This window comes from Colwellia sp. C2M11 (genome assembly GCF_018860915.1).
GTDB lineage: Bacteria > Pseudomonadota > Gammaproteobacteria > Enterobacterales > Alteromonadaceae > Colwellia.
In genome coordinates this window covers 1-12,748 of record NZ_JAHKQD010000047.1, presented here as the reverse complement: position 1 = coordinate 12,748, position 12,748 = coordinate 1, and the positions used below count along the sequence as shown (strand labels likewise).

Below are 12,748 nucleotides of genomic sequence, written 5' to 3'. Positions count from 1 at the left end.
ATATGAAATAATTGTTATGGCTCAACTTTATAAAACAATTGGGCTTATTGGTAAGCCCAATCATCAAGGTGCAAGCTCCACAATAGCGGCATTACATGACTATTTACTGGCAAATAAATACCAAGTATTAGTAGAAACATCCGTCGCTACTTCTGTCGAAATTACAGATATGAATGAATGTTCTCTCACCGATATTGGTAATAATGCAGATCTTGCTATTGTTGTTGGTGGTGATGGCTACATGTTAGGTGCTGCTAGAGTTTTAGCTTGTTTTGACATCGGCGTTATTGGTGTAAACCGTGGGAATTTAGGTTTTTTAACCGACTTATCCCCTGATGAAATAATAAAACCACTTGAAGAAATTCTAAATGGTAAATCTCGCTCTGAACAGCGCTTTATCATTGAAGCTGAAGTTTATCGGCATGGTAAACTTAAAAGCTCGAACAGTGCCGTAAACGAGGCGGTTTTACATGCAGGTAAAGTTGCCAGCATGATTGAGTTTGAAGTTCATATTGATAATTCATTTATGTTTAGTCAACGCTCTGATGGTTTGATTATTTCAACTCCTACAGGATCGACCGCTTACTCTATGTCTGCTGGCGGACCTATACTAACGCCTAATTTAAATGCTTTATCTTTGGTACCTATGTTTCCTCATACACTAACTAGTCGCCCTATTGTGGTGGACGGTGATAGTGAAATAAAGCTAATACTTGCAAATGAAAATCAAGAAAGTTTACAAGTTAGCTGTGATGGACATGTAATTCTAGCCGTTATGCCTGGTGACGAAGTTATCATTAAAAAAAGTCCTCAAACTATACGCTTAGTTCATCCTCTCGATCATGATTATTTTAACGTACTACGAAATAAATTAGGATGGGGCAATAAGCTTTATTAATCTTATTTAATAAAAACGATTAAAATTTTCTAAGTTACTTGCAAAAGCATAAATTACTGTATAAATTAACAACTATATATTTATACAGTAAAGTGAGAGTTCACATTATGCTTTTACAACTAAACATTCAAAACTTCGCCATTGTTAAATCACTTGATATTGATTGGCAATCTGGCATGACAACTATCACAGGTGAAACTGGCGCGGGTAAGTCTATAGCAATAGATGCCTTAGGTTTATGTTTAGGAGATAGAGCCACCACTAATGTTGTTCGTCCTAATTGCAAAAAAGCAGAACTTGCTGCCACTTTCGATATACAAAAAAATATAAATGCTCAGCACTGGCTAACGATTCATGATCTGTTATTGGAATCAAGCAATGAGTGTATTCTACGACGAGTAATTTCTGCTGAAGGTCGCTCAAAAGCTTACATTAATGGTAGTCAAGTACCTCTAGTACAGCTTAAAGAAGTGGGTCAATTATTGATCAATATACATGGTCAACATGATCACCAATTAATCGTTAAATCAAGTCAGCAATGTAAGTTGCTCGATGATTATGCAGATCATCAGTCAGCACTGGATGAAGTTAAACATTATTATCAACAATGGCATAAATTAAATAAAGAATTAAATTTATTACAGCAAAACAAACAACAACGTGAAGCTCAGCAACAACTACTCCAATATCAAGTGAATGAACTCAATGAGTTTTCTTTACAAGAAGGAGAGTTTGAAACATTAGAAAGTGATTATAAACGCCATGCTAATGCTCAAGATTTACTTGATACAACTCTCCAATCACTACATACACTTACTGAAGACGAAAGCTTTAATGTACTCGACTCGTTACGCCATTGTAGTGACAACATAGCTGCCTTAGCCCGTTTAGATGAAAGGCTGAAAAATATTGCAACTATTCTTAATGACTCTTTTTTACAAGTTGAAGAGGCTTCTGCAGATCTTAAACACTACTATCAAGAACTTGAATTAGATCCACAAGCATACGCAATAATCGAAGAGCGCTATTCTACAGCCTTGCAACTGGCAAAAAAACATAGTTTACCTCCAGAAAACTTAGTTAGTTTTCATCAATCACTCACTCAAGAGTTAACAAATATTTCCAATGATGAATCAAGAATTAATGTGGTAATTGAAGAACTAGTCAAAACAGAGCAAAACTACCAAGATAGTGCCTTAGTTTTAACTTCTTCGAGAAAAAAAGCAGCCAAAAAATTAAGTAAAGATATTAGCAAAAGCATGCAAGAGCTGAATATGCCCCATGGAAAATTTCACATTGCAATTGAATCACATAATGACAGTCTCACTACGATATCAGCCAATGGTGTAGACAAAATTGACTTTCAGGTCAGTATAAACCCTGGTCAAGCATTAGAGGCAATGAGTAAAGTCGCTTCTGGTGGTGAATTATCCCGTATTAGTTTAGCCATGCAAGTTATATTAGCAGACAAAGTCATTACCCCGACCCTAATTTTTGATGAGGTAGATGTAGGCATAAGTGGTCCTACAGCGGCAATGGTGGGGAGTAAATTACAACAACTAGCTAAAAACACTCAAGTAATATGTGTAACGCATTTACCACAAGTGGCATGTAAGGGACATCAACAGTACTTTGTTAGTAAACTAACCGATGGTGAACATACTGAAACAAAAATAACGGAACTAAGTGAGCAAAGTCGCATCCAAGAAATAGCACGTTTACTTGCAGGTAATAAAATAACCGAGCATAGTTTAGCTAACGCACAAGAGTTATTAGCCGGTTAATTACGGATGTCTATCGCAAATTTATGAAAAATAGCTTTGTATCTCAAGCCGTGCTTCGTTATTATCACTGCTTGCACTTAATGCATTAATTTTTAATTGTATTGATTTATATTTAAGGAAAGTAAAATTTCATGTTGTTTCGTACCTCAATTATTACCATAGCCCTATCACTTTCTGCTTGTTCAAGTTGGGTTTATCGTATTGATATTCCTCAAGGAAACTATCTTGAGCAAAAAAGCATAGATAAAATACAAGTGGGTATGACTAAGGAACAGGTTAAATTTGTTTTGGGAAGCCCTGTTTTAGTTGATTCTTTTGACAAAGATACTTGGAATTATGTTTATCGTTTCAAGTCAGGTCGTAGTGAAAAGTTAGATACCCAGAAGAATTTCACCATGAAGTTTGAAGATAACAAACTAGTTTCAGCAGATGGCGATTTTGAATTATCAGAAAATTTTCATATCCCATTCAACGCCCCTATCATACAAAATGATGAACAAATCAATACGGATAAACAAGGTAGTTAATCGCATTATGCTTTTAAAATAATTGTTTTATTTATATTATTACAATACGAAACTAACTTGAGAGCAACTAATATGACATGATAATTTTCATATTAGCTATTTTTAGTATAGGTTAAATTTGGTTAACTCGTTTTACAACGCGCTAACCAAATTTAATAAAATAACTAGAACTTACTTGTATCGGTAAATAAGCCTACTTTTAAATCTTTAGCTAAATATATTTCACGGCCATCAACACTCACAGTACCGTCAGCTAAGCCCATATATAATTTACGTTTAATTACACGTTTGAAATCAATTCTAAAGGTTACTTTTTTTGCCGTAGGCAAGATTTGTCCAGTAAATTTAACTTCACCTACACCTAATGCTCTTCCTTTACCTGGACCACCAGTCCACGCTAAGAAAAACCCAACTAATTGCCACATAGCATCTAAGCCTAAGCAACCAGGCATTACAGGGTCACCTTTAAAATGACAATCAAAAAACCATAAATCAGGTGAAATATCTAATTCGGCTTCGATAAAACCTTTACCAAACTCACCGCCTTCTTCAGTAATCGTTAATATACGATCCATCATTAGCATGTTGTCTGAAGGAAGTTGTGAGTTACCCTCACCAAACATTTCACCTGTACCTGCTTTAACTAAATCTGCTTTGTTGTACGAACTCTGTTGTGCCATTGCCATAAGTATTTTGACCTATATGAAGTTGTTTACTAAGGATGTAATATTTCTTGAGCGTTACTTTAGCGAACACTTGTACACTAAACAACTCCGAACAGTAAAAAAAACAACTTTAATGGGGATAATATCGTTTTTTATCGATTGATTTACCCAAGGCAAGATAATATTACTAAATTCTGTAAACATTTAGCGCTATTAGCTTTCACTATCGTATTGCAAAATAAAACGGTCAGGGTAACATAGCAGCTAGTTGCAAAATTTTATAAAGCGCATCGAGATTAAAATGAACGATACCGTTAAAAATAAGAAAAAGGCTATGACTAATGCCGAGAAGCAGAAACGCTACAGGGAAAGACAAAAAGAACGTGGTAAGCAAGAGATGCGCGGATACTTATCACCCGAAGCTAGAGTATGTTATCAATTAATTGCTGAACAAACTAACTGGTCTGATAGTATTATTTTAAGCAACGCAGTTCGCTTAACTTATGCCGCCTATAAAAATGGGCAAATTGGCTTACTTAATAGTTGGCTAAAAAATAACGAGTTATAAAGGCAGATTCCATTGATAAATATATTATTAGTTGACGACCATGAACTAGTACGCACTGGTGTTAATAAAATACTCAACGAAGTTAAAGGTTTTAAGGTTATTGATGAATGTGAAACAGGTGAAGACGCGGTAAAATTTTGTCGTATGACTGAACCCGACGTTATTTTAATGGATATGGATATGCCTGGCATGGGCGGCTTAGAAGCAACGAAAAAGATTTTACGCCTAGCACCAGAAGTTAAAGTAATAATCTTAACGGCTCACACCGAAGACCCTTTCCCAACCAAGGTAATGAAAATAGGTGCTGCTGGTTATTTAACTAAAGGCGCAGGGCCAAATGAAATGATTAATGCTATTAGAGCCGTGAATAGTGGTCAACGTTATTTACCCCCTGCAATAGCTCAACAAATGGCTTTAAGTCAATTTAAAACAAAAGACGAAAACCCTTTTAGCGAATTGTCAGATCGCGAATTACAAATAATGTTAATGATCACTCGTGGTGAAAAAGTACCTGATATTTCTGAACATTTACACTTAAGTCCAAAAACAATTAATAGCTACCGCTATCGAATGTTTGATAAGTTAAATGTAGGAAATGATGTAGAGCTAACACATTTAGCGATTCGTCACGGCATGATAAATACAGAAAAATTATAATTTTGCCAAACATACATAACACCGCACCAACACAACATTTCGATAGCGACGCCTTCTTGAGTTCAGTTACAGATCAAGCTGGTGTTTATCGGATGTACAATGCTAGCCAAACAGTTATTTATGTTGGAAAAGCAAAGCATCTTAAAAAACGTTTGAGCAGCTATTTTCGTAAAGATGTAGGCTCGGTAAAAACAAAAGCATTAGTTAATCAAATTTGCGCTATAGACGTCACTGTAACTCATACAGAAGGCGAAGCATTAATTCTTGAAAATAATTATATTAAAAAGTATCAGCCTAAATATAATATTTTACTCAGAGATGATAAATCTTACCCTTATTTATTAATTACTCACCATAAACACCCTAAACTTGGTCTTCATCGCGGAGGAAAACGCACTAAAGGTGATTATTTTGGTCCCTACCCTACTGTAGGAGCTGTTTGGGAAAGCCTACGCTTAATGCAAAAGATCTTTCCTATCCGACAGTGCGAAGATAGTTATTACAAAGCAAGATCACGACCTTGTTTACAATATCAATTAGGACGTTGTTTAGCACCTTGCGTTGACAAAATATCTGAGAAAAATTACCAACAACAAGTTGATTTAGCCAAACTATTTTTAAAAGGTAAAAGCTCAATGGTAATTGAGCAACTTGTTGAAAAAATGGAATTATCGAGTAGCCAATTAGATTTCGAACAAGCGGCTAAATATAGAGATCAAATCACTACATTACGTAAAGTACAGCAACAACAATATGTTAGTGGTATAGCAGCTGAAATGGATGTTATTGGATTATTTAGGCTTAAAACCCAAGTTTGTATTCATTTACTTTGTATTCGTGACCATAAAATATTAGGCAGTAAAAGCTATTTCCCTGTTGTACCTAATGACACAAGTGATGAAGAAGTCATACAAGCATTTATCGGACAACATTATTTAGGCAATGAACTCGGCAGCGGTTCGAACGAAGGCATGATCCCAAAAGAAATTATAGCCCCGTGTGATTTTGAACAACTGACAGAAATTGCAGTATTATTATCAAAACAGTCTGAGCATGAGGTTAAAATATCAACCAAGATTAGATCCGAGCGTCGACAATACTTAAAGCTAGCCGCAACCAACGCACAAACTGCTTTGCTAACAAGAAACAGTCATAAAGAATCGATGCAAGCTAGGTTTGCCGCTTTAAATGAAGTTTTTGAATTACCAAATGGTATAAACCGAATAGAGTGTTTCGATATTAGCCATACAATGGGACAACAAACTATAGCATCTAATGTTGTTTTTAACCAAGAAGGTCCGCTTAAGAGTGATTATCGTCGATATAATGTTTACGGTATTACACCGGGTGATGACTATGCAGCAATGGCTTTTGCTTTAAATAAACGTTATGGAAAAATAAAAGCAACCGATATTGAAGCATTAAAGAAGTTACCTGACATCGTTTTTATTGATGGTGGTAAAGGCCAATTAGCAAAAGCTGAAGAATTTTTTGCACAATTAAGTTCTGAACAAGCGCTTGAAAGAATTCCTTTGCTTGTTGGCGTAGCTAAAGGCGAATCTAGAAAACCGGGCTTAGAAACATTAATACTAGCTGGCTCTCACCAATTAATATCATTACCTGGTACTTCTCCAGCTCTACACCTAGTACAACATATACGCGATGAGTCACACCGATTTGCAATTACAGGACATCGAGCTAAAAGGCAGAAGGTAACTAAAAAGTCAGTATTAGAATCTATCGAAGGGATAGGAGCAAAGAAACGGCAAGCCCTACTGACACACTTAGGTGGAATTCAGGAAGTAAATAAAGCTGACGTAAGTGAATTACAGAAAGTTCCAGGTATTAGTATCGTACTTGCTCAAAATATTTATGACGCTTTACACAATAAGTGACTATATCTAACTCCTGATACTGTGTAGAATAAACTCAGAACTTTTGCTGTTATATCTTTAACTAAAATAAAAACTATGTGGACATTACCCAACCAAATAACCTTATTTCGGATCATTTTGATTCCCGTTTTCCTTATTATTTTCTATTTACCTTTATCTTGGAGTCACTTTGGTGCCTTTGTAGTGTTTTGGACCGCTTCAATTAGCGATGCCTTAGACGGATATTTAGCACGAAAATTAAATCAATCTTCAGCCTTTGGCGCTTTTATTGACCCTGTGGCTGATAAACTGATGGTGGTAGCAGCTTTAGTTATGATCGTACAAGAATATCAGAATTGGCTCATTGCTATTCCGGCAATTATTATGATCGCACGGGAAATATTCATCAGTGCTTTGAGAGAATTTATGTCATCGCGTGGTAAGCGCGACGTTATTGCCGTGTCTGATATGGGAAAATATAAAACCGCAGCTCAAATGTTGGGTATTATGGGATTAATATGGCGACCTGATTACGACATTCCGTTAATTTTATTTTATTTACCGCATGAAATTATCAATTATGCCGCTTACTTTTTCTACGCCATTGCCACTATTTTAACTATTTCAACCTTAGTTAGTTACTTTAAAGCCGCTTGGCCGGAGCTAAAAAGATAATAGCTAGGTTGTTTTTGATTGCTATAGCATCAAATTAGCTGCTTTTTGAGCAGTCGAAATAAAAAAGTTATTTATTAGTTGACTGTAACTTAATACGCTGTAGAATGCGTTTTCGTTGACAGGGAGTCAACAGGTGAAGCGGCTGTAGCTCAGCTGGTAGAGCATCACGTTGCCAACGTGAATGTCACGAGTTCGAGTCTCGTTAGCCGCTCCAACTTTAACTTTATAAAAGTTAAGCTCCAAAGGATTACACCTCAATTCGCGTTGATAAAATGGCGGGTTGGCAGAATGGCTATGCAGCGGATTGCAAATCCGTGGACCTCGGTTCGACTCCGGGACCCGCCTCCATTGTGCCCGGGTGGTGGAATTGGTAGACACAAGGGATTTAAAATCCCTCGCCGAAAAGCGTGCCGGTTCAAGTCCGGCTCCGGGTACCATTTCATCAACGAAAGTTGAGTGTAAAAAAAAGTAAAAAAAAGTGTATTTTATACTTGGCAAATAAAATTATATACGCTAGAATGCGCGCTCATTTTTAAGGAAATGAATGCGAAACAAAATGAAGCGGCTGTAGCTCAGCTGGTAGAGCATCACGTTGCCAACGTGAATGTCACGAGTTCGAGTCTCGTTAGCCGCTCCAAATTTTTGTTTTAGAAGTAGAAATAAAGCTCTATGAAGCGGCTGTAGCTCAGCTGGTAGAGCATCACGTTGCCAACGTGAATGTCACGAGTTCGAGTCTCGTTAGCCGCTCCAAATTTTTTTAGTATTATGGTAAGTTACCAGTCAGCAATGACAAATAATATTATAAAGAGTAGGTACCAACCTACTATAAAAATACTCCCCTTATCGAAAGATACAATGCCCGGGTGGTGGAATTGGTAGACACAAGGGATTTAAAATCCCTCGCCGAAAAGCGTGCCGGTTCAAGTCCGGCTCCGGGTACCATTTTAAAAATATCTCAAATATTTTTACAGTATTTAATATCAGCAAATATAGTAAATAGTTTATTTTCCTCCGTTATTTTATAAAATCACTATTTATCTGTCATACATCTCATATTATTCAGGTAATAATTTCTTAGCAATATAGAATACAAGAATAAATAGTTAGTATTAAGTCAAACATTAGTAATTCATTACCATCCATTTCATACAAAATTCACCTTGCTATAGAGACGTTATAAAAAAATAATCAGTACTACTTAGGTAACTCCTCCTTAATATTCATCGTTCTTATTCATATTCTTTAGCCTAATTCCTTCTTATATTATAGTTAACTCCTGAGTACTTTAATGGTAAAGTTTATGCTTAATTCATAGAGAGGATAAAAAATGAAATTAGCTTCAACAAAAATCATCACAGTATGCGCACTTATTTTTGCAACTAATAGTGCTATTGCAACACCAGCAACGTCTGAAAAGCATGCTAACAAAGCTAACGAGTTACGCCATGCCGTATTCACTATGCTAGGTGCAAATATGGGTGCATTAGGCGCCATGGCTAAAGGAAAGATCCCATTTGATGCAAAGGTAGTCGAAAAAAATTCAATTCGTATTAATCAGCTTTCATTTATGATTGCTGATTACACGAGTACTGATACAAGTGCTTATAAAGTAGACACTACAGCATTGCCAGATGTGTGGACTAAGCGTGAAGCCTTTGAAAAAAGAATTAATGATTTAACAATAGCATCTGAAAAGCTTGTTAAAGCATCTACATCAGGTGATGAGTCGGCAATTAAAGCAGCTATTGGCGGTGTAGGAAAGACGTGTGGCGGATGTCACGATAACTTTAGAGAAGAATAACACTCAAGCCCGTCCTGTAAAAAATAAAAGCTAATATAGCTATACAAGGCCTGAATAACATATATGTTGTTATTCAGGCCTTTTTGTTTGTACTAATAATAAAACTCTTCTTCGACTGGTACATTCAAGACTAACAACCAATATAAGAAAACGGCAACAACTAATATTATTACTAAAGCCACAAATAATTTAGATGATTTAATACCTTTTTTATTTTCGGCACTGTCACTACTTTTATATCCTGTGATCATTGGTACAATCAAATTCGCTTTTTTTACCAGCAAATAATAAAAAGCAGCACTTATATGTAATACAGATACAATAATAATAATATCAAAAACATTATGATGAATTAATGACATAATACTCTGAATCGAACTACTTGCACTTGCATAGTAAGGTCCAGAAGTAAAAATATCATCGTTCATAAATAGCCCGCTAATCGCTTGTGATAAAACTAACGTCAACATCAATACCACCATTAACCCACCAAGAGGATTATGACCAACAGTAGTATAGTTTTTTTCTTGTCTGAAGTTTTTTAAATAGTGTAAAAGCGCTTTTTTATTGGGTATAAATTGAGTGAACTTCGCATAGCGAGTACCAAATACCCCCCATATTATGCGAAATATAATCAAGCCTAAAATAAAGTAGCCTATTTTTAAATGCCAATCTATTAAGTTTCGTTCGCCATCTGATGTATACCAAGCAGCAAAAAGTGAAATAACAAGACACCAATGAAATAGTCTAACAGGAAGATCCCAAACTAATAATTTATTTTTCATTATTTAATTTATGTTGAACAACGATAATAACATTATAAATAATGAACAACTATTGTGAAACCTCTTATTTATTAAAAGGTAAATAGACAGTTTTAGCCGTAGATCAATATATTCTGATAGTGAATTTGACGCTTATAAATACACTAACACGCTGAGCGCATATTCATAATATTAAAGATAAATTAATAATAAATTAATAAGGACACTCGCTTATAGTCACTCGCTTATAGTCACCATGAAACAATTGTCTAAAGTCTTTTGTTAACAAATTTGAGCGACTGTCCTGTCCCTATTCTTTTAACGGGGACAGGTGTACATTAAATTAACCGGTACTTTTGTAGCTTACTATTCGGTTTTTCAGGAATAGTCATTTCAATTAAAGCAGCGTCCATCGCTGGTTTAAGGTAGCGTTCTCTAAAGTGCTTGCGATCTTTAAGTTTCAACTTTTCTTGTAATTGCTTTCTATTTAAAGATATATCAGATTGTCTTAATATATTTATCAAGGCTTTAACTTGTGGTGTTTCTTGTGGGGTTGTGTTTTTTTCTATTGGCGCCAGTGATCGTGCAGGCTCTTTATTTAAAAATAAGCTATTGTCTATTTTTAAAATAGTACTTAAGGTATTTTCGAGAATATACTCGATAAAAACTGAAGAATCCCCCGTGTCGGTGCTTTCATTTATTGCACTATTATACTGCTGTTTAGTTGCCTCTATAAATTTTTCCACAGGAAATAATATAAATAACGGATTCCATTGCTTAAGTATTTTAGATTGCCATAAAGAGGCAATGCGACTATTACCTTCAACAAAAGGATGGATAAATTTAAGTTCGTAGTGAAATACTGAGCTTTTTATTAGCGGGTGTTCAGTCGATGTAGACAACCAGCTAAAAAGATCTTCCATCATCTGTGGAATATGCAAAGCTTGCGGGGCTACTTTCAATTTTTTGCTATTGATAGTGTTATTCGTCCGATAGTTATCAGTTGTATTTTCTTGAGACAATATAAGCGCTTTATGTGCTGTCAAAAAGTCATCGCATAAATTAATATCCCAATTATTCATCTGTTCATAGACTTCAATGGAATTATTTACTTTTTTGATTATTTCTTCAGATAAATCAATGTCGTCTTTATGATAAATTGTGTTTATCTGCGCCTTTGTCAAGGTAACATTGTCATTAAGTAGTGCGTTTTTAACCTGTTTTACCAGAGCATCTTGCTTACTTTGCAAGATATCTTTTTCGTTGTACATTATAGAGAGTTTGCCGATAGCTTCTGCAATATCTGAAATATAGTGAATGATTTTTGATGTGACTGTAAACGGAGGTTGAAATTGACTCATGAGATAATAAATTTTAAGCTTTAATTCTACCTACAAGATACGCTAATCAAGAGGGTTAGTATAATTAAAATTCTTAATTAACCTTAATTATGGATAATGTTAGAACGATTTACTCATCGAGTAAATCGTTTTTTTTGACTGAAAACGATTGAGGGTAAACACGATAGGCCACTGTATCAGGCTGATTTTGCCTGTAATCTTTCGTTGAAATTACTTAATATGAGTATAAGACTTTCGTTATCATCCAAGATAAGCTGTAGTCAAAATGTTAAATAGTGAGGCTAAACTTACCGATTTTTCGGTATTAGCACATTACCTTTATGTCCTTTTAAAATAAGGGATGTAGATGGGGGGCATTAAGATATATTTGATTGTGGTAGCTAGTTTTTTTGATAAACTGTGAGTATCTAACCCTTTTATTCGACGACCATGTTAAGCATTAAAATCGAACAATAAAAATTAAAATTAATAAGGACACTCGCTTATAGTCAGAACAAAACCAAAATTAAAAAACATAGATGAAATACCGATTTTTAGACGTGCGGAAGTTTAACCGTGATATAGGTAGGTGGTTATTATGGTTAGGGTTATTGTTAAATGGTTACGCTAGAAGTTTATCACAACAATTAACATTGGTTCGTCGCTTCAATCCTCTGTGCTCGCAATAATCTGTTAATACATCACTGTGACCTACCGCGCCATGAAATAATCGTCTAAAGTCTTTGGTTAACGTTAGCCAATTATCAGGACTGATGTTCAAGCGGTTAAGTAAAGCAGGTTGAGTTGCTTCAATATAGCCGGCTTTATCTTCACGGAAACAGCGACCTGTCATTTCAATTAATTCAAGGTAATCTTTTAGCTCAAATGGTAAACCTTTAGGCATGCTTTTGCGTGGATTACCCACAAAAGGCAGTAACGTTTTGGGCTGTTTAGCCTTTTTGGCTGATATAGCTCGTTGCTTTACGCTGGTATATCCTGAGCTTTCTGGGGTTTTCGCTATATTCGCTCTTACTGGGTTTAAATCAACATATGCCATACACGCAGCAAGGGCCGCTTCGTCTAATAAAGCTTGAGATTTAAAACGCCCTTCCCAGAAATGACCAGTGCAATTGTCTTCTTGATTCGCTTGTGTCGCGATGCTTTGGTTGAGTAGGCGCATAAACCAGCTGATGTC

The 12,748-nt window shown here is 35.5% G+C and carries 11 protein-coding genes, 6 tRNA genes and 1 pseudogene; 14 read left to right on the top strand and 4 right to left on the bottom strand.

What is annotated here, in order from left to right:
* Window positions 1-16 precede the first annotated feature (16 nt).
* From nadK to bamE, 3 genes are all read left to right on the top strand, one after another.
* Entirely contained in the window at window positions 17-898 is an 882-nt protein-coding gene (nadK, locus tag KO509_RS12855; protein WP_215973667.1) for an NAD(+) kinase, read from the top strand.
* 107 nt (window positions 899-1,005) lie between these two features.
* Window positions 1,006-2,682: a DNA repair protein RecN gene (gene recN / locus KO509_RS12850; RefSeq protein WP_215973666.1), complete on the top strand. Its 1,677-nt coding sequence runs from the start codon at window positions 1,006-1,008 to the stop codon at window positions 2,680-2,682.
* Window positions 2,683-2,813: 131 nt separating this feature from the next.
* On the top strand, window positions 2,814-3,209 hold the full coding sequence (gene bamE / locus KO509_RS12845) for an outer membrane protein assembly factor BamE (RefSeq protein ID WP_215973665.1): 396 nt from the start codon (window positions 2,814-2,816) through the stop codon (window positions 3,207-3,209).
* Window positions 3,210-3,373: 164 nt separating this feature from the next.
* Here the strand turns inward: bamE and fabA are convergent, their stop codons facing one another.
* Window positions 3,374-3,889, bottom strand: coding sequence for a bifunctional 3-hydroxydecanoyl-ACP dehydratase/trans-2-decenoyl-ACP isomerase (gene fabA, locus KO509_RS12840; protein ID WP_215973861.1), 516 nt, complete (start codon window positions 3,887-3,889; stop codon window positions 3,374-3,376).
* A gap of 286 nt (window positions 3,890-4,175) precedes the next feature.
* On the opposite strand from fabA, the gene KO509_RS12835 reads away from it, so the two are divergent.
* The 11 genes from KO509_RS12835 (at window position 4,176) to KO509_RS12785 (ending at window position 9,449) form a co-directional block, all read left to right on the top strand.
* Window positions 4,176-4,442, top strand: coding sequence for a hypothetical protein (locus tag KO509_RS12835; RefSeq protein ID WP_159821107.1), 267 nt, complete (start codon window positions 4,176-4,178; stop codon window positions 4,440-4,442).
* A 12-nt stretch (window positions 4,443-4,454) separates the two neighbouring features.
* A complete protein-coding gene (gene uvrY / locus KO509_RS12830) occupies window positions 4,455-5,099 on the top strand; it encodes a UvrY/SirA/GacA family response regulator transcription factor (protein ID WP_215973664.1) in 645 nt (214 codons plus the stop codon).
* Between the two features lie 56 nt (window positions 5,100-5,155).
* Window positions 5,156-6,994, top strand: coding sequence for an excinuclease ABC subunit UvrC (gene uvrC, locus KO509_RS12825; protein ID WP_289847547.1), 1,839 nt, complete (start codon window positions 5,156-5,158; stop codon window positions 6,992-6,994).
* 75 nt (window positions 6,995-7,069) lie between these two features.
* A complete protein-coding gene (pgsA, locus tag KO509_RS12820) occupies window positions 7,070-7,648 on the top strand; it encodes a CDP-diacylglycerol--glycerol-3-phosphate 3-phosphatidyltransferase (protein WP_215973663.1) in 579 nt (192 codons plus the stop codon).
* A 138-nt stretch (window positions 7,649-7,786) separates the two neighbouring features.
* Window positions 7,787-7,862 (top strand) — tRNA-Gly (locus KO509_RS12815).
* A gap of 60 nt (window positions 7,863-7,922) precedes the next feature.
* Window positions 7,923-7,996, top strand: a tRNA-Cys gene (locus tag KO509_RS12810).
* A gap of 4 nt (window positions 7,997-8,000) precedes the next feature.
* Window positions 8,001-8,085, top strand: a tRNA-Leu gene (locus KO509_RS12805).
* A gap of 124 nt (window positions 8,086-8,209) precedes the next feature.
* Window positions 8,210-8,285, top strand: a tRNA-Gly gene (locus KO509_RS12800).
* Window positions 8,286-8,322: 37 nt separating this feature from the next.
* Window positions 8,323-8,398 (top strand) — tRNA-Gly (locus KO509_RS12795).
* Window positions 8,399-8,505: 107 nt separating this feature from the next.
* A tRNA-Leu gene (locus KO509_RS12790) sits at window positions 8,506-8,590 on the top strand.
* A 385-nt stretch (window positions 8,591-8,975) separates the two neighbouring features.
* Entirely contained in the window at window positions 8,976-9,449 is a 474-nt protein-coding gene (locus KO509_RS12785; protein ID WP_215973662.1) for a cytochrome c, read from the top strand.
* A gap of 92 nt (window positions 9,450-9,541) precedes the next feature.
* On the opposite strand, the gene KO509_RS12780 is transcribed toward KO509_RS12785, so the two are convergent.
* From KO509_RS12780 to KO509_RS12770, 3 genes and pseudogenes are all read right to left on the bottom strand, one after another.
* Window positions 9,542-10,234, bottom strand: coding sequence for a cytochrome b/b6 domain-containing protein (locus KO509_RS12780; RefSeq protein WP_215973661.1), 693 nt, complete (start codon window positions 10,232-10,234; stop codon window positions 9,542-9,544).
* 317 nt (window positions 10,235-10,551) lie between these two features.
* A complete protein-coding gene (locus tag KO509_RS12775; protein ID WP_215973660.1) occupies window positions 10,552-11,574 on the bottom strand; it encodes a Fic family protein in 1,023 nt (340 codons plus the stop codon).
* Between the two features lie 601 nt (window positions 11,575-12,175).
* Window positions 12,176-12,748: pseudogene (locus tag KO509_RS12770) on the bottom strand (transposase); the annotation flags it as partial.

Coding starts and splice junctions, on each gene's coding strand:
- nadK (WP_215973667.1), top strand. CDS start 17: ATGGCTCAACTTTATAAAACAATTGGGCTTATTGGTAAGCCCAATCAT.
- recN (WP_215973666.1), top strand. CDS start 1,006: ATGCTTTTACAACTAAACATTCAAAACTTCGCCATTGTTAAATCACTT.
- bamE (WP_215973665.1), top strand. CDS start 2,814: ATGTTGTTTCGTACCTCAATTATTACCATAGCCCTATCACTTTCTGCT.
- fabA (WP_215973861.1), bottom strand. CDS start 3,889: ATGGCACAACAGAGTTCGTACAACAAAGCAGATTTAGTTAAAGCAGGT.
- KO509_RS12835 (WP_159821107.1), top strand. CDS start 4,176: ATGAACGATACCGTTAAAAATAAGAAAAAGGCTATGACTAATGCCGAG.
- pgsA (WP_215973663.1), top strand. CDS start 7,070: ATGTGGACATTACCCAACCAAATAACCTTATTTCGGATCATTTTGATT.
- KO509_RS12785 (WP_215973662.1), top strand. CDS start 8,976: ATGAAATTAGCTTCAACAAAAATCATCACAGTATGCGCACTTATTTTT.
- KO509_RS12780 (WP_215973661.1), bottom strand. CDS start 10,234: ATGAAAAATAAATTATTAGTTTGGGATCTTCCTGTTAGACTATTTCAT.
- KO509_RS12775 (WP_215973660.1), bottom strand. CDS start 11,574: ATGAGTCAATTTCAACCTCCGTTTACAGTCACATCAAAAATCATTCAC.